General features: G+C 59.8%; 18 protein-coding genes. 9 read left to right on the top strand and 9 right to left on the bottom strand.

Going from position 1 to position 19,992, the window contains the following annotated elements; all coding sequences use genetic code 11:
* The first annotated feature begins 1 nt into the window (after position 1).
* From ugpC to EOA28_RS01235, 4 genes are all read left to right on the top strand, one after another.
* Positions 2–1,102, top strand: a complete 1,101-nt coding sequence (gene ugpC / locus EOA28_RS01250; RefSeq protein WP_128314425.1) for a sn-glycerol-3-phosphate ABC transporter ATP-binding protein UgpC — start codon at positions 2–4, stop codon at positions 1,100–1,102.
* Between the two features lie 9 nt (positions 1,103–1,111).
* A complete protein-coding gene (locus EOA28_RS01245; RefSeq protein ID WP_128314424.1) occupies positions 1,112–2,608 on the top strand; it encodes a GMC family oxidoreductase in 1,497 nt (498 codons plus the stop codon).
* A gap of 81 nt (positions 2,609–2,689) precedes the next feature.
* Positions 2,690–4,105, top strand: coding sequence for an aspartate ammonia-lyase (locus tag EOA28_RS01240; RefSeq protein WP_128314423.1), 1,416 nt, complete (start codon positions 2,690–2,692; stop codon positions 4,103–4,105).
* A gap of 305 nt (positions 4,106–4,410) precedes the next feature.
* Positions 4,411–5,220, top strand: a complete 810-nt coding sequence (locus EOA28_RS01235; protein WP_245501443.1) for an IclR family transcriptional regulator — start codon at positions 4,411–4,413, stop codon at positions 5,218–5,220.
* Positions 5,221–5,316: 96 nt separating this feature from the next.
* On the opposite strand, the gene EOA28_RS01230 is transcribed toward EOA28_RS01235, so the two are convergent.
* On the bottom strand, positions 5,317–6,189 hold the full coding sequence (locus tag EOA28_RS01230) for a dihydrodipicolinate synthase family protein (RefSeq protein ID WP_128314422.1): 873 nt from the start codon (positions 6,187–6,189) through the stop codon (positions 5,317–5,319).
* Positions 6,190–6,610: 421 nt separating this feature from the next.
* Here EOA28_RS01230 and EOA28_RS01225 point away from each other — a divergent pair, with 421 nt between their 5' ends.
* The 4 genes from EOA28_RS01225 to EOA28_RS01210 all read left to right on the top strand — a co-directional run bounded on the left by EOA28_RS01225 (position 6,611) and on the right by EOA28_RS01210 (position 11,175).
* Positions 6,611–7,831 (top strand): ABC transporter substrate-binding protein, encoded by a 1,221-nt coding sequence (locus EOA28_RS01225; RefSeq protein WP_127404805.1) that lies wholly within the window; start codon positions 6,611–6,613, stop codon positions 7,829–7,831.
* Between the two features lie 100 nt (positions 7,832–7,931).
* Positions 7,932–8,819 carry a sugar ABC transporter permease gene (locus EOA28_RS01220; protein WP_127404806.1) on the top strand — a complete coding sequence of 296 codons (888 nt, stop codon included), beginning with the start codon at positions 7,932–7,934 and terminating at the stop codon, positions 8,817–8,819.
* Position 8,820: 1 nt separating this feature from the next.
* A complete protein-coding gene (locus EOA28_RS01215) occupies positions 8,821–9,681 on the top strand; it encodes a carbohydrate ABC transporter permease (protein WP_245482198.1) in 861 nt (286 codons plus the stop codon).
* A gap of 84 nt (positions 9,682–9,765) precedes the next feature.
* A complete protein-coding gene (locus EOA28_RS01210; protein WP_210214906.1) occupies positions 9,766–11,175 on the top strand; it encodes an FAD-linked oxidase C-terminal domain-containing protein in 1,410 nt (469 codons plus the stop codon).
* Positions 11,176–11,289: 114 nt separating this feature from the next.
* On the opposite strand, the gene EOA28_RS01205 is transcribed toward EOA28_RS01210, so the two are convergent.
* The 4 genes from EOA28_RS01205 to EOA28_RS01190 all read right to left on the bottom strand — a co-directional run bounded on the left by EOA28_RS01205 (position 11,290) and on the right by EOA28_RS01190 (position 15,315).
* The gene (locus EOA28_RS01205; RefSeq protein WP_128314420.1) at positions 11,290–12,315 is read right to left on the bottom strand and encodes a zinc-binding alcohol dehydrogenase family protein; all 1,026 of its coding nucleotides are present in this window, start codon (positions 12,313–12,315) and stop codon (positions 11,290–11,292) included.
* Positions 12,316–12,456: 141 nt separating this feature from the next.
* On the bottom strand, positions 12,457–13,377 hold the full coding sequence (locus EOA28_RS01200; protein ID WP_128314419.1) for a sugar ABC transporter substrate-binding protein: 921 nt from the start codon (positions 13,375–13,377) through the stop codon (positions 12,457–12,459).
* An 85-nt stretch (positions 13,378–13,462) separates the two neighbouring features.
* Entirely contained in the window at positions 13,463–14,251 is a 789-nt protein-coding gene (locus tag EOA28_RS01195) for an ATP-binding cassette domain-containing protein (RefSeq protein ID WP_128314418.1), read from the bottom strand.
* Positions 14,248–15,315, bottom strand: a complete 1,068-nt coding sequence (locus EOA28_RS01190; protein ID WP_189341881.1) for an ABC transporter permease — start codon at positions 15,313–15,315, stop codon at positions 14,248–14,250. The genes EOA28_RS01195 and EOA28_RS01190 overlap by 4 nt, the downstream gene beginning before the upstream one ends.
* A 147-nt stretch (positions 15,316–15,462) precedes the next feature.
* Between EOA28_RS01190 and EOA28_RS01185 the strand changes: the two genes are divergently transcribed.
* Positions 15,463–16,356: a GntR family transcriptional regulator gene (locus EOA28_RS01185; RefSeq protein WP_128314417.1), complete on the top strand. Its 894-nt coding sequence runs from the start codon at positions 15,463–15,465 to the stop codon at positions 16,354–16,356.
* Between the two features lie 103 nt (positions 16,357–16,459).
* Here EOA28_RS01185 and EOA28_RS01180 read toward each other — a convergent pair whose 3' ends face one another.
* The 4 genes from EOA28_RS01180 to EOA28_RS01165 form a co-directional block, all read right to left on the bottom strand.
* Positions 16,460–17,485 (bottom strand): transketolase family protein, encoded by a 1,026-nt coding sequence (locus tag EOA28_RS01180; RefSeq protein ID WP_189341878.1) that lies wholly within the window; start codon positions 17,483–17,485, stop codon positions 16,460–16,462.
* The gene (locus EOA28_RS01175) at positions 17,482–18,321 is read right to left on the bottom strand and encodes a transketolase (RefSeq protein WP_128314456.1); all 840 of its coding nucleotides are present in this window, start codon (positions 18,319–18,321) and stop codon (positions 17,482–17,484) included. The genes EOA28_RS01180 and EOA28_RS01175 overlap by 4 nt, the downstream gene beginning before the upstream one ends.
* A gap of 19 nt (positions 18,322–18,340) precedes the next feature.
* Positions 18,341–19,093 (bottom strand): SDR family NAD(P)-dependent oxidoreductase, encoded by a 753-nt coding sequence (locus EOA28_RS01170; protein WP_127868149.1) that lies wholly within the window; start codon positions 19,091–19,093, stop codon positions 18,341–18,343.
* A gap of 40 nt (positions 19,094–19,133) precedes the next feature.
* Positions 19,134–19,992 (bottom strand): amidohydrolase (locus tag EOA28_RS01165; RefSeq protein WP_128314416.1); only part of this gene is annotated, 859 nt, incomplete at its 5' end.

The raw sequence follows: 19,992 nt of genomic DNA, 5'->3' as shown, positions 1-19,992 counted from the left end.
TATGTCAACTCTCGAAATCGATCGTGCCCGTAAGCTCTATGGTGAACTCGAAGTCCTGAAGGAAGTCAGCATCTCCATCGGCACCGGTGACTTCCTCGTACTGCTGGGCCCATCGGGCTGCGGCAAGTCAACGCTGCTCAACATGATCGCGGGATTGGAAGAGATATCGGGCGGCGAGATCCGTATTGCTGGCAAGGTGGTCAACGATCTTTCCCCGAAAGACCGGGATATCGCGATGGTATTCCAGTCCTACGCGCTCTATCCCACGATGACCGTGCGCCAGAACATCGAGTTCGGCATGAAGATACGCAGAGTGTCGCAGGCCGAGCGCGACAAAGCCGTGAAGACCGCGGCCGATCTGCTCCAGATGACGCATCTTCTGGACAGGAAGCCCTCGCAGCTTTCCGGCGGCCAGCGCCAGCGCGTAGCGATGGGGCGCGCGATTGTGCGTCAACCGAAGCTGTTTTTGTTCGACGAACCTTTGTCCAACCTGGACGCCAAATTGCGTGTCGACATGCGCACCGAGATCAAGCGCCTCCACGCACGACTGGGAACCACCATCGTATATGTCACCCACGACCAGATCGAGGCCATGACGCTCGCCACGCGCGTCGCAGTGATGAAGGATGGCGTGGTCCAGCACCTTGACGATCCGCAGTCGGTCTACGACAGGCCGGCGAACGTATATGTGGCCAAGTTCGTCGGGTCGCCATCGATGAACATCATTCCGGCGCGCCTTGAGGTGGAAGACGGCAGGCCCGTTGCGGTGATCGACATCCCGGGCGCGGCGACAGCCCGCCTCTCGGGCATTTCTTTATCTTCACAGGCGGCAGCCAAATACGCTGGGCGCAGTGTTCTGGTGGGCATTCGTCCGGAGTTGTTCAGCGTCGCCGGCGAGCAAGCCTCGCAAGCGCTCACGGTAAACATCGATGTTGTCGAGCCCACGGGCCCCGATACGCTCGCCCTGTTCCAGGCAGGCGGGGTCGAGGTCACGGCCCGGGTGCCGCCAAGGGCCGTGGCAGCCCGGACTTCGGCGACCCTCGCGGTCGATACTGGCAAGATCGTGCTGTTCGATGCCGACAATGAGCAACGCATAGACTGAGGCATCGACGTGGATCAAACAGCTGATATCGTCATTATCGGGTCGGGCATAGGAGGCGCTTCCCTGGCCTACAGCTTGGCCGACACCGGCAGGCGCATTGTGATTCTGGAACGTGGCGAGCACCTGCGCGACGCGCCCCAGGCGCGCGACGACCGGGCTATATTCCTCGAGGGCTTCTACCGTTCGACCGAAGAGTGGCTCGGCGACGATGGGCAGGCTTTCCTGCCTGGCAATTACTACTATGTCGGAGGCAATTCCAAATTCTTCGGCGCGGTCATGTACCGCTACAGGCTCGAGGATTTCTCGCCCCGGCCCCACATGGACGGCGCCTCACCTGGATGGCCGATCACCTACGAGGAGCTTGAGCCCTGGTATGAGCGAGCCGAGGCGATTTTCAAGGTGCGGGGTGACCCCTCGCAGGATCCCACCGAGCCGCCGCGCATCAGTCCTTACCGTTTTCCGCCGGTACCCGACGAGCCGGCCATAGCGGCCGTGCGCGCTCGCCTCAAGGAGGCGGGGATCCACCCATCCAGCCTTCCCCTGGCTATCGACATCAATGAGTGGCTTCGCCGCGCTAAGACCGGTTGGGATGCGTTTCCCAATACGGGTTTCGGCAAGATCGACGCCGAGGTTGGACCACTGACAGCCGCTTTGGATAGCAGCAACGTCAGCCTCGTGACCGGGGCCAATGTTGTGCGGCTGGAAACCGATCCGGCGGGTCGCAAGGTGACTGCGGCAGTTTTTTTGAAGGATGGTGTTGAGCGCCGCATTAGCGCTGGCATCTTCGCCGTTGCGGCCGGCGCGGTCCAGAGCGCGGCACTCTTGCTGCGCTCGGCGAATGCTACGCATCCGCGTGGGCTGGCCAACGGCTCCGACCAACTCGGCCGCAACTTCATGAACCACAACACCACCGCAATGCTGGCGATCGACCCGCGGTCGGCCAATACGTCGGTTTACCAGAAGACCCTAGCATTCAACGATTTCTACAATGCCGATCCGGAGACCGGTTTCCCGCTTGGCAACGTACAATTGCTTGGTCATATCACAGGCAACATCCTCAAGGCGAACGCGCCCTTGCTGCCACGCTGGCTGGCGGGGCTCATAGCCCGCAATTGCTATGGCTGGTTCTTGACGAGCGAGGACCTGCCCAACCCAGAGAGCCGGGTCACAGTTCAGAATGACCGCATCGTCATGCATTGGGTCCGCAGCAACATGCGAGCGCACGAGCTGCTGATCCGCAGGACACGAGGCGTGATGCGAAGGGCGGGCTTCCCCATCGTTCTTACTCGAACCTTCGGCAGAAAGACGACCTCACACCAGTGCGGCACTGCCCGACTTGGAAACAGTCCGGAGACATCGGTTGTGTCGCCTGAGTGCCGCTCTCACGAAATCGAAAACCTCTATGTCACGGACGCCTCGATACTTCCCACCTCGGCGGCTGTTAACCCGGCACTGACCATCGCAGCGCTCGCCATAAAGGCTGGCGCGTCCATCAGCCGGTCGTGAGGGGGCAATCTCACGGTCTTGTCGGACACTCGGGTCTGCTTTCGTGACGCCAAGGGTTTTGTCTGAAGGAACTTTGCAATCATGTTTGCCGACCGCGTCGAATCGGATCTGATCGGTCCGCTGGATATCCCGGGCCACGTGCTCTACGGCGTGCACACCCGCCGGGCAGAGCAGAACTTCGATGTCTCGGGACTGCGGCTCAAGGATTTCCCCGAGCTCGTCCAGTCGATGGCGATGGTGAAAAAGGCCTCTTGTCTTGCAAACAGGGAGCTCGGACTCCTTTCCCCCGAAAAGGCTGAAGCCATCTCCAATGCCTGCGACGAGATCATCGAGCTGAGGGGGATCGAAGAGAACTTCCCCGTCGACATGATGCAGGGAGGTGCCGGTACCTCGACAAACATGAATGTCAACGAGGTTGTGGCGAACCTGGCCCTGATCAAGCTCAGCGCCAAAGTTGGCGACTACGCAAAGCTGCACCCCAATGACGACGTCAACCTCTCCCAGTCGACAAACGATGTGTATCCGACCGCGATTCGTCTGACGGTGTTGCGGGCCTGCGAAGGGCTTGTTTCGTCGCAAACCAGCTTGCGCGATGCCTTTTGTGCCAAGGCGCTGCGGCACGCAGATGCGCTCAAGGTTGGTCGAACCCAGCTCCAAGATGCGGTGCCGATGACAGTGGGGCAAGAGTTCGGAGCCTTTGCCGAGCTCATCGACGAAGATATCGTCCAGCTTCAGTCGGCTTCGAGGTTGCTGCTTGAAATCAACCTCGGGGGCTCGGCGATCGGCACCTCCATCAATGTGCCCCGTGAGTTCCCCAGGGTTGTTTGCGGTCATCTCTCGCAGATATCGGGCATCCAGCTCGTTGCTGCCCGAAACTTTATCGAGGCAACTTCGGATACCGGCGGCTTCGTTTCCTTTTCGGGAATGCTGAAGCGCATCGCGGTCAAGCTGACCAAGATCTGCAACGATTTGCGACTGCTTAGCAGCGGGCCGCTTGGCGGACTGGGCGAAATTCGATTGCCCCCCGTGCAGGCTGGCTCTTCGATCATGCCGGGCAAGATCAACCCGGTGATACCCGAGATGGTGAACCAACTCAGCTTCCAGGTCATCGGCAATGATCTTGCCGTGACCCTCGCCGCAAGCGCCGGGCAGCTCCAGTTGAATGCAATGGAGCCGGTGATCGTTTTGAACATCCTGCAATCCATGCGGCTGTTGACGAGAGGAATGCGGATCTTCAAAGAGCGCTGCGTGGACGGGATCGAAGTCGACGAGGATCGCTGCAAAGCCTTGTTGGACCAATCCCTTGCCTTGGCCACGCCGTTGGCGAAGCTCATCGGCTACAGCAAGGCTGCGGAACTGTCGAATCGCGCTTTGGCAGGCAAGAGAAATTTGCGCCAGATCGTTGAAGAGGAGGGTGTTCTGCTCCCTGAACAGATCGAGCAAATCTTCGGCAACAGTGCCGAGTTCGCGGGTCTCTCGAACGCCGTCTCGGCTTGAAGCGCTGACCGGCCCCGCTGCGGTAACCGATAGGAGGCATAGGCCTGCGCCAGCACCTCGGGGTGGCGGTCAGACGATCGTCGACCCTCTCGCTGTCTGTGTTGCCCCATGTTTCGGTGAGTGATATCGTTGTTTGGCAGGTGTAAAATACGAGTCGCTTCACCCGACTGTCGATGCGTATGCCCTGGACACGGCGGGTAGCGGGAATGCTCACTGAACATCTCTGATTGAGCGCTTGCTGGGGGAGGCTCTGGCCAGTTTTGTTTGCTGGCGTCTGCCCATACGCCTCATACGGAGTTGGCTAGTTGACGGAACCATCGCAAAATCTGACCGAGAAAGTCCGTTTCGACGCGGTCGACCGGACTATGGCGATACTGCGCGTCCTGGAAAAGGCGGAAGGGCCACTGTCTTTATCGGCGATCGCAAGGGAGGTTGACCTCGGTAAACCAACGACGTTGCGATACCTGGCAAGCCTGGTGGGCCATGGGGTCATCGAGCGCGTGGACGGGAACGGCTACACGTTGGGTATCGACCTGTTCATGCTGGGACAGAAGGCCTTGCACCGTCGTGACATTCGCGCCGTGGCTCGCCCTTATTTGCAGAAATTATATGAGCATTTCAATGAAACCATCAACTTGGCGCTGCTTGTCCGCCAGGAAGTCGTCGTCGTGGACAGCATTGAGACAACGCAGATGCTTAGGCAGGGCGGGGCGGTTGGTTCCGTAAATCCCTGGCATGCATCATCGCTGTCCAAAAGCATATTGGCGTGGCTCGATCGCGACGAGGCCAACCGAATGCTGCAGCGATGCAGTTTTGACCGTTACACCCCGCGGACATTGACCAGCGCAGCCAAGGTTCTGGCCGAGTTGCCGGAGATCGTCGAACTGGGTTACGCTGTGGACAATGAGGAGGCAACCACCGGAAGCAGGTGTGTCGGGGCAGCGATATTCGATGCCTCCGGCCGCCCGATAGGAGCAATCAGCATCTCCGGTCCGACGACCCGCATTGTTGACGATGCGATTTCGTCCGTTGGGACTCATCTGGTCGAGGTTACTGGGCAACTGTCGCGAGCAATTGGGTTCGCCGGCAAAAGAGATGCCGGCTCTCGCGCTTAAGGATCGGACGCGATCGCGCGTGGAGTTGCGGACTTTGGCAGCGGGATCGTCTACCTCGACATAGGCCGTGGGACGACGACCCCGCCAGCAAAGTGGCTACCGCAGTCCGGCGACCCTGAGAGCATCCTCGATGGCCGCTTTGTCAGCTTGGCCAATCCGGTCCAGCGGACGGATGGGCGTCCCAACATCCCGACCAAGCAGGCAGATCGCATATTTTATGCGTGTGGGAAAATTGGTTGCCTGACTGACTTCTCGGCAGATCGGGCCAATGGCTTTGGTCAACTGCATAGCTTCTGCGATATTGCCATCTTTGAAAGCCTGATAGATTTCGACATTCTGCTTCGGCAATACGGCATGAATGCCACAGATCGAAGCCTCCGCACCCATCACATAGCCAGCAAGTGTGATCGGATCATAACCGGCGGCTACTGTCACATGATCGCCAACAGTCTGCACAAGCTCCCCTATGTTCTGGAACACACACTTTATAGCAATTACTTCAGGCACCCGAGCGATCCTCTTCAACAGATCGACGGAGTAATTGAAATGGTCGTAAAAAACTATTGGCAACCCAGATGCGGCGGCCACATCCGTGATAAAGGCGAGCGCCGACTCGTCGGTGATGCCATTGTATGTCGGTGGGCAAAGCAGCAACGCGGCGGCCCCCGCCAGTTGCGCAAGCTTAGCCCGGTTAATGGCGTCCTTGGTCGTGTCCGGGATGATGCCGGCGATAACGCGCAGGTTGCTCTTGCTCGTCGCAGTTCGAATCAAAGACGCTAGTTCTTCAGCGCTCAGCTCGTTGCCGGATCCAGTACTTCCGCCAATGATGATCACCTTGATGCCGGATGCCTCCATGAACGAAAGTTCACGCTCAAAGCAATCGAGATCGATTGTCTCATCGCGGTTAAACGGCGTTACGATCGGTGTAATGACGCCTCGAACTTCTTCGCGCCTTAGTGCTTCAACCATTTTGCAGTTCCTGCTGAGAGGGATTGTTGTGAAACCGGTGGGATGTCGTGCCCAGTGTCGATGATGCGCTCGGAGGTCGATGCATCAAGTGTTTCATTCAGCGAAACAGCATATCGACTATCGCAAAATCGCGTGACCGCCGAGCCCTTGTCAAGGGGAATTTAGATGGGTGGTCCTGGCGGAAAGTTCGAACTATCGCAGAAGCCGCCAATATCTGCATCACATCGCGTCAGTTTCTTACCGAGTGCGCAATTGCTGGCGTTGTTCCATTGTATGAACCTCTGTACCGGTGAGCGGAAAACTATGATGTAAGATCACCGGGGCGGCGCGGGGACACAGGTTCTAAGCGCCTGTACTCATCGCAATTCGAAGATAGTTGGGAGAGGAAATGCGTAGTCGGTCTTTGTTACTGGGCGCAGCCATGTGCAGCATGATTTCTGCGACAGCCCACGCTGAAAACAAGTCTATCGAGGTCATCCATCATTGGGTGTCTGACAGTGAGGTGGCTGCCGTAAACACGATCAAGCAAGAGCTGGAAAAGCGCGGCGTCGTCTGGAAGGACACCGCCATAGGCGGTGCAAACGGCGCGAACGCCGAGCAGTCGCTCCGAGCTCGCATCGTCGCCGGCAATCCGCCTGGTGCAATGCAGATGCTAGGTTACGACGCTGCGACCTGGGCTAAGGAAGGCGTTCTGAGGGACCTGACCGATTTGGAGACCGCGAGTGGCGGCGTTCAGTCGCTTCCGGCCGACTACAGGCGCCTGGCGGCTCCCGACGGCAAGTGGGTCGAGGTGCCGATCGATTTGCTTCGTTCAAACTGGATCTGGGCCAACAAAAAGGCGTTCGACACCGCAGGCGTTTCGGTTCCCAAGACCTGGGACGAACTCATTGCATCAGGCGAGAAACTTCGCAAGGCCGGGATTATCCCTCTGGCAGCCAGTGACGAGCCATGGCAGATCGCCAAAATCTTCGACAGCCTGATCGTGGATTTGAATGGGCCGGAATTCTACACGCAAGTCGCGCTCAAGGTCGACGACAAGGCCATTCGCAGCCCCGAGATGGTCAAGGTGTTCGAAAAGCTGCGCCAGGTGAGAGGCCTGGTGGATGACAACTTCGTGGGCCGTGACTGGGCCGTGGCGACGGAGATGGTCGCGAGTGGCAAGGCCGGTATGCAGGTTATGGGCGATTGGGCAAAAGGCGAGTTCCTGGCCAAGGGTCTGAAGCCCGGTGTCGACTTCCTCTGTTTCCCGACCCCAACGTCGACGCCGAATTTCCTTTGGGCGATGGACTCGTTCAGCATGTTCCAAACCACCGATCCGAGCCTGCGGGCCGCGCAGGACGAACTGGTCAAGGTGCTTCTCGATCCGGAAGTGCAGATCAAGTTCAACCTGATCAAGGGATCCATTCCACCTCGGCTTGATGTCGACATGTCGAAGTTCGACGACTGCGCCAAACAGGCGGCTGTGGACCTCAAGGCCTCGATCGAGCACAAATCGTTCCTCGGCACTCTGTCCGGCGGGTATGCTGCCGAACCCCAGTTCGCCTCGATTTTCAAGGAAGTCGCCGCGAAGTTCTTCGTGTCGGACATGAGTGCGCAAGATGCGGTGACGCTTCTCGCGGACGAGATCAATAACGCACGGTAAGCACCACCCACGATGACCGGAAGGCTGTCGTTGGGCCTTCCGGCGGGCCTGCTGCCTGAGCGTCTATTGGCTCGGCAGATCCAGGAGACAAATAATTCCGATGATTGCGATAAAGCGATACCTTGCCGCCCAGTTGCCCAAGCTCGTGCTGGCGCCGAGCGGCATGGTTATCGTTGTAGCGATCTACGGTTTCATCGCGTGGACTGCCAGTGTCTCGCTCAGTTCATCCAAGGTGATGCCGATTTACGACTTTGTGGGTCTGGAGCAGTATGTCCGCCTTTGGTCGACGCCCAGATGGCACGTAGCCGTTGAGAACTTGTTTGTCTTCACCGCACTCTACCTTTCGATCGCCACCCTCTTTGGTCTCTTTATCGCCATTCTCCTCGATCAGCGCATCCGCGCCGAGGGTTTTCTGAGAACTGTCTTTTTGTATCCGATGGCGCTGTCCTTCATCGTTTCCGGCGTTGCCTGGAAGTGGGTACTGAACCCTGGCCTCGGCCTTCAGAAATTGGTTCGTGATTGGGGGTGGACCTCCTTCACCTTCGACTGGCTGGTGAATCCAAACTATGCTCTCTACACCGTTGTCATCGCCGCGGTATGGCAGTCGTCGGGCTTTGCGATGGCAATCTTTCTCGCCGGTCTCAGAGGCATCGACAACTCGATAATAAAAGCCGCTCAGATGGAGGGGGCTTCTCAGGCCCGTATCTATGTCAGCGTTGTCGTGCCGATGCTTCGCCCGGCGTTTCTCAGCGTGATCGTCTTGCTTGGGCAGATCGCTATCAAGACGTTCGACCTGACGTTCGCGCTGACGAATGGGGGGCCCGGCGGAGCGACGGAGATGCCGTCAATGTTCATGTTTTCGGCAACGTTCGAAAGGAACCAGATGGCGGTCGGCGCAGCCAGCGCAATGATGATGCTGGCCGCGGTAGTGGCGATCATGATCCCGTATCTTTACACCGAACTTCGGAAGCCCAGCAATGAGCACTAGAATGCGCAAGCTGGAGCGCTACGGCGGCAGGCTGTTTGTGTATGGGTGCCTGGCTGTCCTGGCCACGCTCTATCTGGTGCCGCTCTGGGTTATGTTGATCACATCCTTCAAGCCGCTGGACGAGATCTATTCCGGCTCGCTTATCGGGCTGCCGAAACAGATAACGTTTGAAGCTTGGTCAAAGGCCTGGAGCACGGCTTGCATCGGTACCAACTGTGTCGGGCTTTCACCGTTCTTTCTAAACTCGCTGATTATCACGATCCCTGCGGTCTTCGTGTCCACCGCAATCGGCGCAATCAACGGCTACACGCTGACGAAGTGGAAATTTCGCGGAGCGGATCTCTTTTTCGCCGTCATGTTGTTCGGCTGCTTTCTCCCGTTGCAGGCCGTGTTGCTGCCTATCGCGCGAGTGCTTGGAATGTTGCGGCTATCGGGGTCCACCGCCGGCCTCATACTGGTTCACTCGGTCTATGGAATCGCATTCACGACAATGTTTTTCAGAAACTATTTTGTCTCGTTCCCGGATGAACTGACCAAGGCGGCCTTGGTCGACGGCGCCGGCTTCTTCAGGATATTCTTTAGCATTGCCCTGCCTACGGCCATTCCTATCGCTGTCGTCTGCTGCATTTGGCAATTCACGTCGATATGGAACGATTTTCTGTTCGGCGTGTCGTTTTCCGCCGGGGGAAGTTCGCCGATCACAGTCGCGTTGAACAACGTCGTGAACGTAACCCTGGGGCGCAAGCAATATAACGTGGATATGGCGGCGGCGCTGATAGCCGCGCTTCCCACGCTGATCGTCTATGTCCTGTCGGGACGATACTTCGTCCGGGGCCTGACGGCCGGCGCGGTCAAAGGATAATCGCGCCGCCAACGGCAAGCCGGCCGGTCTCTTCAAGAGCCAAGACGAACCCGGACATACATACACAGTTCGATGGGATCTCCAATGAAGCATTCGTTGCCGACTGCCTTTGTCCACGAGGTCGCAAAGGTGCTTGGCGACCGCTTCACGACCAACACGTCGCTGAGGCACCAGCACTGCGGCGGAGAGGGCTTCCACGCGGTGGAAGAACCGGACGCCGTCTGCTTTGCCGAGACCGAAGCGGAGGTCGCGGCGATCCTCGAGAACGCCAATGCCCACGGGGTGGCGGTCATTCCCTTCGGAGCCGGAACGTCGTTGGAAGGGCATTTGAGCGCCGTCCACGGCGGCGTCAGCCTGGACGTCAGCCGCATGAATCGAATACTTGCGGTGCATCCTGATGATCTCGACGTGGTCATTGAACCGGGCGTCACGCGACAGGCGCTGGATAGGCATCTGAAGGATCTGGGGTTGTTTTTCCCGGTGGATCCTGGTGCTGAGGCAACGATTGGCGGGATGGCGGCTACGCGTGCTTCGGGCACCAATGCCGTGCGATACGGCACGATCCGCGAGAACGTGCTGTCCTTGCGTGTGGTATTGCCCGATGGCCGGGTCATCAAGACAGGGAGTCGGGCGCGAAAATCGTCGACGGGCTACGACCTGACCAAGCTTTTTATCGGGTCGGAAGGCACTCTGGGCGTAATCACACAACTGACCATCCGCGTGCATGGCATTCCAGAAGAGACCGTCGCGGCCGTGTGCGGCTATCCTTCGCTGAAAGCTGCGGTCGACACGGTGACTGAGATTATTCAGCTGGGCTTGCCGATTGCGCGAGCGGAGCTGATGGACGAGCCCGCCATGCGCGCATGCGTCGATTACTTCAAGCTCGACTATGGAATTCAGCCCACCTTGTTTTTTGAATTCGCCGGTGCGCCACAAGCTGTTGCCGAACAAATAGCTACGGTGGGGGCGATATCTGCCGAAATGGGAGGAGGCGAGTTTCGCTGGGCGAAAGATCAGGAGAGCCGGACGGCCCTGTGGCGCGCGCGCCATCGCATGCACAATGCGCTGTTGGCCAGCCGGCCCGGCGCGAAGGTGATGCCCACGGATGCTTGTGTGCCGATCTCCCGACTGACCGAGTGTGTCGTGGAAACGAAGGCTGACATCGAAAAGGCTCCGTTCTTTGTGTGTCTGAACGGACATGCGGGAGACGGGAACTTCCACCTTGGTCTGGTGATCGATCCGGATAGCCAGGAAGAATACGAGATCGCTAGCGGCATCAGTTCCCGCTTGGCCTATCGCGCCTTGGCGATGGAAGGGACCTGCTCCGGGGAACATGGGATCGGATTGGGCAAACTCAGATACATGGAAGCCGAACACGGGCCTGCCCTGGATATCATGCGCGCTATAAAGGGTCTTTTTGACCCGAACGGCATCATGAATCCCGGCAAACTCATTCCCGGCCAGCCTCGCCCAGGGCTTTCGGAAACGCCGTGACCGTATCGATGTAAGCTGTGGTAGTGTGACTGGGCTGCATGCGGAGGGCCAGGACACTCAGGGAGCCAAGCTTGTCGTTGACTGCGACCGCCCGCAAAACTGTATTGAACGATGTCAGCCCTCGCGCTGAACGGCTATGACAGCCTTGATCAATCCGGCTTTCTGGTGTGCCCAATGAGCGATGTCGCGCGGGCTATCGGCCAGCGTCGTACGATGCGTGACGAGCTTGGCTATCGGTATGGCGCCGTTCCGGATCGAAGCGATCACCTGATCGAAGTCCTTCCTGGCAGCGTTGCGGCTGCCTATCAGCGTCATCTCGCGCTTGTGGAACTCGGGATCGGAGAAGGAGATCTCGTCCTTCACCACGCTGACGATGACTAGGGCGCCGCCATGCGCCACATGTGCGAAGGCGGCCCGGATCGACGCGCTGTTGCCGGTGGCGTCAAAGACAACGTCAAAAGCCTCGCCGGCGGTGCGGCTTCGAAGCGCTTCAGCGGCTGTTGCCACAGTGCCGTCGACGACCACGAAGCCCAGGCCTTGCTCGGCGAAATCCAGCCTTTCACGATCGATGTCGAGGAGCGTGACCTCCTGCCCGGCTATCCCGGCGAACAGGGCTGTGCCCAGACCGATGGGGCCGGCGCCAATGACCAGGGTCCGCTTGCCCTTGCCAGCCGTGGAGCGGCGAACCGCATGCGCGCCGATGGCCAGGAATTCCACGGCAGCGGCATCGCCCAGGGAAAGCCCTTCGGTGGGATAGAGGTTGGCGGCAGGGACCAGAATCTGCTCGCACATGGCGCCATCACGATGGACGCCCAGCACCTCGATGGCCACGCAGCAGTTTGGCTTGTCCTGGCGGCAGGCAATGCAGCGGCCGCAGGCCAGATAGGGGTTGACGATTACGGCCTGGCCGGTTGCCAGGCCGGCACCTTCACCGGCCGCCGCCACGGTGCCGGAAATCTCGTGACCCATCACGCGAGGATAGGTCAAGAAGGGGTGCTTGCCTTCGAAGATGTGATAGTCGGTGCCGCAGATGCCCACATGGCTCACGCTCAGCAATGCCCAGCCTGGCGGTGGCAATGCGGGCCAGGCCAGGTCCCTGAGAACCAGCTTGCCGGGTGCAAGACAAACGGCGGCTTTCATGGCGAGGTTGCTCCTCGTGCAATCGGCGTGCACGGACCCCAGCCGGCGGCGAGTGTAATCGCAGCCGTTCGACTGGGACCGACTTCAGCGGTGCCGGGTGAACCGCCCGGCGGCAAACAAAGCCGCTGGGCGGTCTTTCGACTATTCGAAGTCCTTGACGTTGGCGAGCGTCACCAGCCCCGCGCCGGTGTCGACATTTGCTTCCACCTTCTCGCCGCGTATAGCCTTGACGACGGTGTCGATGCCTAGTTCACCCATCTTGGCGGGAAACTGGGCGACGCTGGCGTCCTCGGCTCCCGACTTGATGGCCTCGATCTCACCGCAGCACGCGTCGAAGCCGACCAGGATGAACTTGTCGTTGGCAATCCCGGCATTGGCAATGGCCTTCGCCGCGCCCGGAATGGGCGGTCCGCAAGCGGCGTAGATGGCTTTCAAGTCGGGATTGGCGGTTAGAATGTCCTCGGCGACCGACGTTCCAAGCTCGAGGGTACAGTTGGTCGCTCCCTTGCCGACCACCTCCACCTTTAGATCACCCAGGCCCTGCATCATTCCGTTGACGCGATCGTCGAGCGCCGGCACGCCCGGCACGCCTTGCAGGATGCCGATCTTGTCGCCTGGCTTGAGAACCGTCTTTAGGTATTCGCCTGCGATCTTGCCACCGTTGAGATTGTTGGTGGAGACAAGCGCGCTCGATCTCTTCCAATTCGGTATGCTGTTGTCGACCAGCACCACCTTGATCCCGGCGGCTACGGCCTTGTCGAGAGCCGGCGCCACCGTCGGATCGACGGGCGTGATGGCCAGGCCCTTGACGCCTTGCGTGATCATCGATTCGATCAGCGAGATCTGGCCTTCGATGTCGGTCGCCGATTGCCCCTGACCGGTCACCAGTTCGACCTCCCGATGCGCGGCCGCATACTTCTTGGCGGCCTCCTCCATCGTCGAATAGAAGGGGACGGGGAACTTGGTGATCAAGCCGACCTTGATCTTGTCGGCTGCATGGGACGGCATCGCGAACGCCAATGCGATCGCCAGCCCTCCCAACAGTTTTCCTTCAAGTCGCATGCTCGTTTCCTCCCTTGTTTGGGTACCTTCCGGAGGAAGGTTCACCCTCATTTGCGGACTGCCCCTGCAGCCGGCAAAATCCTTGTCAGGCCCCGACGATCATGGAGACCAACTGCTGCTTGTTGTCCGCGGTCGGGAGCAGTTCGCCAACCTTGCGTCCCTGGCGGAGCACGATGGCTCTGTCCGCGAGCTCGACGACATGTTCCATGTTGTGGGTGATCAGGATGACGGCGTTGCCATGGTCGCGAAGCCTTGCCACCAGATCCAGGACCTGCCTGGATTCGCGCAGGCCGAGTGCCGCGGTCGGCTCGTCCAAAATGACGACCTTGCGGGCGAAGACCGTCGATCGCGCCACGGCGATGGCCTGCCGCTGCCCTCCCGACATCATCGCGACGACTGCGTCGTTCCTCGGCAAGGTGACCTTGAGATTGGCAAGCAGGGACTGCGCCTCGGCGTCCATGCGCCGCTGCCTCAGAAAGCGCAAACCACGCGGCAGCCATTGCGGCCCCGCGATCTCACGTCCGGCGAAGAAGTTCTGCGCCGGGGTCAAATTGTCGAACAAAGCGAGGTCCTGGTAGACCGTTTCTATTCCAGCGGCGCGCGCCTCGGCCGGGGATCGGATGGGCGTGACCTGTCCGTCGATCACGATCGAACCGGAGTCCAGGCGATGCACGCCGCTGATACACTTGATCAGGGTTGATTTGCCGGCGCCATTGTCGCCGAGAAGGCAGAGGATTTCTCCGCGCCGCACCGAGATGTCGATCGCGCTGAGCGCCAGGACCGACCCGAACCGCTTGGTTGCCCCTTGCACTGAAAGGACAGGGCTCGCCAGATCGTCGGCATGTTCGGGAGCGCTAGCGGAGTTAGCGTTCATGGATGCTTCCCCGCCTGCATCACGCGAACTCGCCCTTCGAGGTAATTTCGAAGGACGTCGCCTTCGACGGCCATCACGATGACCACGCCAATGACGATCAGCTGGAAGAAGATGTTGACGTTGAGCAGGTTGAGTGCATTGCGGATGACACCGATCATCAGCGCGCCGATCAGGGCGTTGCCGATATGTCCGCGTCCGCCCAGGAAGCTTGCCCCGCCGATGATGACGGCTGCGATCGTGTCGAGTTCGAGCAGATTCCCGAAGAGCGGCGAACCGGCGTCAGTCCTGCCGGCCAGGATCACCGCGCCGATCCCTGCGCAAGTGCCCGACACGACATAGGTCGAAACCAGCACCCATGACACCGGAATGCCCATACGCAGCGCGGCATCCGGCCGGCCGCCAACGGCGTAGATCCAGCGACCCCATACCATCGTCCTGGTCGCCACGAAGAACGCGGCGGCGACCGCGAGCACGACGAAGACCGACCCCGGCAACCCGCCGAGCGCATCGGTGCCGAGCGCGCCGATGGCCGGCGGCATGCCTGGAATTGCGCGTCCATCGGCAAGCTGCAGGGCAAGCCCCTTGGCTATGCTCAAGGTGGCGAGCGTGATGATGAACGGATGCGGCAGGCGCCCGAAGACATAGGAGCCACCGTTGATGGCGCCGATGAGGGCGCCGGACGCGATCATCACGGCAATCACCAGCGCGGCTGGCGCTCCCGCGTGGAATGCCAAGGCGCCCAGCACCGACGCCAGGGCCAGGTTCGAGCCGACGGATAGGTCGATGCCGCGCGTCAGGATCACCAGTTGCTGCCCCATGGCAACTACCGAGATGACGGCCGTCTGAGCGAGTATGTTGCTGATGTTGCGTGCAGTGAGAAAGTAAGGAGAAGATATGCTCAGTACGGCGATCAGTAATACAAGGATGAGTGCCGGCCCGAAATTCAGAATGCTGAGGCCGATCGATAACGTGCTGACGCGCGCGTCGAAGCTGCCGGCCACACTGCCGATGATGTTTTCATCGGGTTTATTCGCTAGCTCAGGCAAATAGCCCCCCACCGTCAGGAGTGACCTGCACTCCGACCTGAAAGTTCGTTTTGTATTTTGCTCTTCCTCTTATCGATAAAAAACAATACTATCCGCGACCGCGCAAGTTGTTTTTTATAGATAAAAATTCGCCAAAAAGGACAAGCCTGGGGAGGGTTGGCCTTCATGAAAACGGACACCGTCTTCAAAAGGGCATTCAATCGAATTCTGGATCTCATGGCCCGAAGCGAGATCGAGGATCCGCTGCCCTCGGAAAACGCACTCAGGCATCGGCTGGGCGTGAGCCGCACCACCATTCGAAAAGTTTTGGGCGAACTAGGTCAGCGGGGCGTCATTGTCGCTGCCACGAGATCACAGGTCGAAGATCGGCAAGTCCTGCCAAACGACTACTTCCCAGATGTTGAAACGATGCCGCGCAATCTCCATATTGAACGGCAGTTCATGGAATGGATGCTACGCGGCGACACCAAGCCGGGCACATTGATCAACGAACTCGAACTGGCCCGTCAATTCGGTGTGGCGACAAGTGGCATACGGGAGTTCCTCATCCGCTTCAGCCGCTTTGGCCTGCTTGAAAAGCGGCCGAATTCAGGGTGGATATTTGAGGGGTTCACCGAGGAGTTCGCCCTCGATCTGTTCGAGATTCGCGTCATGTTCGAGCTGCGATCAGCGCGGCTCTTTGCCAAGCAATCGGACCATTCGCCGCTGTGGGAGAAGCTGGAGGCTCTAAAGCGCGCACATCTCGATCTGCTTAGGGAGATCGATCATCGATTTCATGACTTCTCCAGTCTCGACAACCGGTTCCATCGACTTGTCAATGAGGCCTCGCCTAATCGCTTCATTGACGACTTCTACGACATCATCACATTCATCTTTCATTACCACTATCAGTGGAACAAGCGCGACGAGAAGCAGCGCAACCACGCGGCATTGGTCGAGCATTTGGCTTATATCGACGCTTTGCTCAGTCACGACCTTTCGCGCGTCGAAGTGGCGGCCGGCGTCCACCTGTCATCCGCAAGGGAGACGCTTCTAAAATCCCTTCTGGCGCCGAGTTGAAGCATACTAGATCGGCCGACAAAGAAGGTTCGATCAGGGACAGGCGGGGAAGATCGTCTTCGGGATGAATGGACCCCTAAGCTCAACAGAGCCGAACTGCTGCTCACTTACTCGTCCATTCGCGAATACGGCGCACGACCTCAGCAGTCGATACACCGTAGCGATCGTGAAGCGTCGGCAGAGCCCCGGCATCGAGAAACTCATCGGGAAGGGCTATCTGGCGAAAGACCGGGGTGACACCTTCGCGCATCAGCAGGGATGCCACACCTTCCCCCAGTCCACCTATGCACGTGTGGTTTTCCGCCACGACCACCATTCGTCCAGGCTGGCGTGCGGCAGTAAGAATTGCCCCGCTGTCCAACGGCTTGATCGTCGGCACATGTAGCACTGCACTCCCTATGCGGTCCGCTTCTAGAGCCTTTGCCGCCTCAAGCACTCGCATGGTCATCAGGCCGCTGGAGATGAACAGCACGTCGGCCCCTTCGCGCAGCAGCCGCGCCTTGCCGATCTCGAACCGGTAGTCGTATCCGTCGAGGACCACCGGCACCTTGCCGCGCAGGAGCCGCATATAGACCGGCCCTTTGTGGTCAGCGATTGCCTCGGTGGCCTGCTCGATATCGATCGCGTCGCATGGATCGATGATCGTCAGGTTAGGCATGCCGCGGAAGATGGCGATGTCTTCCGTCGCCTGATGGCTGGGGCCGTAACCAGTGGTCAGTCCCGGGAGGGCGCAGACAATCTTCACGTCGAGCTTTTCCTCCGCGATAGCCAGGCAGATGAAGTCGTAGGCGCGACGTGAGGCAAAGACGGCGTAAGTCGTTGCAAATGGCGTAAACCCTTCCCGGGCCATCCCCGCAGCCGCGCTCATCAACACCTGTTCGGCCATGCCCATCTGGTAGAAGCGATCCGGATGTTCCTGGGCGAAGACATGAAGGTCGGTGTATTTGGCAAGATCGGCGGTGAGCCCGACGATCCCGTTCCGGTGATGTGCCAGCCTGGCGAGCGTGTGGCCGAAAGGGGCGCTGCGCGTCGGAATGCCGTCCGGGGCGATCGAGGCGATCATCGCCGAGGTGGTCTTGCGCTCTCCGGCAATGACAGCCTGACGTGGCTCGAATTTTGACAACCTCACTGCGGACGTCCCTTCTCCAGAGCCTCGAGCGCCAGCGTCCATTCATCCGGCTCGACACGGATGAAATGCGTGATTTCGCGGGCCTCCAGGAAAGGCACACCCTTTGCCATGCGCGTGTCGCAGACGATGATGCGTGGGCGCGGCTCCTTGAGGTCCCTGGCAATATCGAATGCCGCGCGGACCGCCTCGATGTCGTTGCCGTCGACACGCTGTGCGTGCCAGCCGAAGGCCTCAAACTTGCCGGTCACCGGCTCGGAAGACAGCGTCGCCGTCGATGGCCCGTCGGCCTGCTGGTTATTGAAGTCGACGATGGCGATGAGATTGTCGAGCTTGTGGTGGGCGGCTGACATCGCCGCTTCCCAGGTCGAGCCCTCGCCGAGCTCGCCGTCCGACAAGAGATTGTATACGAAACTGTCGCTCCGCTTGCGCTTCAGCCCCAGGCACATGCCGACGGCGATGCCGAGCCCATGGCCGAGGGAGCCGCCGGTGATCTCCATTCCAGGCGTGTAGGCAGCCATGCCGGACATCGGCATGCGGCTGTCGTCAGTGCCATAGGTTTCGAGTTCTTCTTCCGGCAGCACGCCTGCTTCGATCAATGCCGCGTAGAGCGCGATCGCGTAATGTCCGATCGACAGAAGAAAGCGATCGCGCTTTTCCCATAGCGTCTCATCCGGCCGATAGCGAAGCGCATGGAAATAGGCGACCGCGAGCACGTCGGCGATGCCGAGCGCCTGGCCCACATAGCCCTGGCCCTGGACTTCGCCCATGCGCACGGCATGCCGGCGGATGCGATAGGCCCGTTCGGCTAGGCTGACATTGCTGCCCGAGCGCGGCATCTCGAATTCCGTCGTTCCGTCAGCCATGGATCAGCATCCCGCCATTGACGTCGATCACGGCGCCGGTGATGTAGCTGGCCAGATCCGACGCGAGAAACAGATAGGCGCCGGCCACGTCGCGCGCGTCGCCTAGCCGACTGAGCGGAATCCCCTTGATGATGTCGGCGCGCATGGCCTCGGTCAGCTTGCCGCCGGTGATGTCGGTCTGGATCAGGCCTGGCGTGACGCAGTTGACGCGGATGCGGTCGGGTCCGAATTCGCGCGCCATCGCCTTTGCCAAGCCGAGCACGCCCGCCTTGGCGGCGGAGTAATGCGGGCCTCCGAAGATGCCGCCGCCGCGTTGCGCGGAAACCGATGACATGCAGATGATCGAGCCGCCGCCATTTTCGCGCATGTGTGGAATGAAGGCCTGGCTGAGATAGAGCACGCCGCGCAGATTGACGTCGAGAATGCGATCCCAGTCGGCCGGGCTGATCTCCAGTGTCTTGACCGGCTGGGTGATGCCCGCATTGTTGCAAAGCACATCGATCTTGCCCAAGGCTTCGGTGACTTTCACAGCCGCCCTCTTGCAAGCGTCGCGGTCGGCGACATTGCATGCAAGGCCGATATGGTCGCCTCCGAGCGAAGCGGCGGCGTCACGCGCTTGCCCCTCATCGAGGTCAAGAATCGCGACGCGCGCCCCATGCTCGGCCATCAGCGTTGCCGTGGAGCGGCCGATCCCGCGTGGGCTCGCGGCGCCTGAAATGACCACAGCCTTGCCCTTCAGCAACATGTCGAACTCTCCTGCTATTTCCAATCTCTTGGCGGATGATCTAGAGCCGGTAGAACCGGGCGGCGTTGTCGTGGAACAGCGCGAGCCGCTCATCACGCGGATAATGTCGCGTGATCTCCTTGAAGGCGTTCACGATGGAATCGAAGCTCGAGAACAGCTTGTCGACCGGGAAGTTCGTCGCAAACATCGATCGGTGGATGCCGAAGGCGGCGATCGCCTCCTCGACGTAGGGACGGATCGACGCCGTCGTCCATGTCCAGTCGCCCATGCCGAGACCCGAGATCTTGCAGGCGACGTTCGGCGCCTGCGCCAGCTGGCGCATGCCCTTCTTCCAGGCGTCGAAATGCTCGGGTCCGTCGACCTGCATGCCGGTATGGTTGAGAATGATCTGCACGTCGGGAAAGGCGCGCGCCAATTCAAGAAATTCGCCCATCTGCGGATAATAGAGCTGCAGGTCAAAACTCAGCCCGCGCTTCGCCAGCTCTCGGAAGCCACGCCGCCATTCGGGTGTCCGGCTGACCTCCGGCCGCGCCAGATAGGTCTTTGCGGGATCGGCATGATAATTCATCGACTGCCGGATGCCGCGGAAGTTCCGATATTCCATGTGCCGGTCGAGAAGGTCGCCGACATCGGGTTTGGACAGGTCGGCGTAGCCGATGATGCCATGAGGAAAGCCCCGCTGGTCGGCGATGCCTTGCAGCCAGCGCGTCTCCCCGACCGGATCGGCCGGATTGAACCCGACGTCCAGGTGCACCGATTTCACCAGGTTCTGGTTCCTGGCGTCTTCCAGATAATCGTCGATCAGATAGCTCTTGCGGATCGCCTCATAGTCGCCGAAGGCGGCCGGCTTAACGCCATCGGTCAGCCATGGATAATAGTGGGTCTCCAGATCCCAAAGG

The sequence above is a fragment of the Mesorhizobium sp. M2A.F.Ca.ET.067.02.1.1 genome, assembly GCF_004023285.1.
GTDB lineage: Bacteria > Pseudomonadota > Alphaproteobacteria > Rhizobiales > Rhizobiaceae > Mesorhizobium.
This window is presented reverse-complemented; position numbering and strand designations above follow the sequence as displayed.

Bases quoted from the DNA above. Each gene is read 5' to 3' on its own strand.
- ugpC (WP_128314425.1), top strand. From the start codon at position 2: ATGTCAACTCTCGAAATCGATCGTGCCCGTAAGCTCTATGGTGAACTC.
- EOA28_RS01240 (WP_128314423.1), top strand. From the start codon at position 2,690: ATGTTTGCCGACCGCGTCGAATCGGATCTGATCGGTCCGCTGGATATC.
- EOA28_RS01230 (WP_128314422.1), bottom strand. From the start codon at position 6,189: ATGGTTGAAGCACTAAGGCGCGAAGAAGTTCGAGGCGTCATTACACCG.
- EOA28_RS01225 (WP_127404805.1), top strand. From the start codon at position 6,611: ATGTGCAGCATGATTTCTGCGACAGCCCACGCTGAAAACAAGTCTATC.
- EOA28_RS01220 (WP_127404806.1), top strand. From the start codon at position 7,932: ATGATTGCGATAAAGCGATACCTTGCCGCCCAGTTGCCCAAGCTCGTG.
- EOA28_RS01215 (WP_245482198.1), top strand. From the start codon at position 8,821: ATGCGCAAGCTGGAGCGCTACGGCGGCAGGCTGTTTGTGTATGGGTGC.
- EOA28_RS01210 (WP_210214906.1), top strand. From the start codon at position 9,766: ATGAAGCATTCGTTGCCGACTGCCTTTGTCCACGAGGTCGCAAAGGTG.
- EOA28_RS01205 (WP_128314420.1), bottom strand. From the start codon at position 12,315: ATGAAAGCCGCCGTTTGTCTTGCACCCGGCAAGCTGGTTCTCAGGGAC.
- EOA28_RS01200 (WP_128314419.1), bottom strand. From the start codon at position 13,377: ATGCGACTTGAAGGAAAACTGTTGGGAGGGCTGGCGATCGCATTGGCG.
- EOA28_RS01195 (WP_128314418.1), bottom strand. From the start codon at position 14,251: ATGAACGCTAACTCCGCTAGCGCTCCCGAACATGCCGACGATCTGGCG.
- EOA28_RS01185 (WP_128314417.1), top strand. From the start codon at position 15,463: ATGAAAACGGACACCGTCTTCAAAAGGGCATTCAATCGAATTCTGGAT.
- EOA28_RS01175 (WP_128314456.1), bottom strand. From the start codon at position 18,321: ATGCCGCGCTCGGGCAGCAATGTCAGCCTAGCCGAACGGGCCTATCGC.
- EOA28_RS01170 (WP_127868149.1), bottom strand. From the start codon at position 19,093: ATGTTGCTGAAGGGCAAGGCTGTGGTCATTTCAGGCGCCGCGAGCCCA.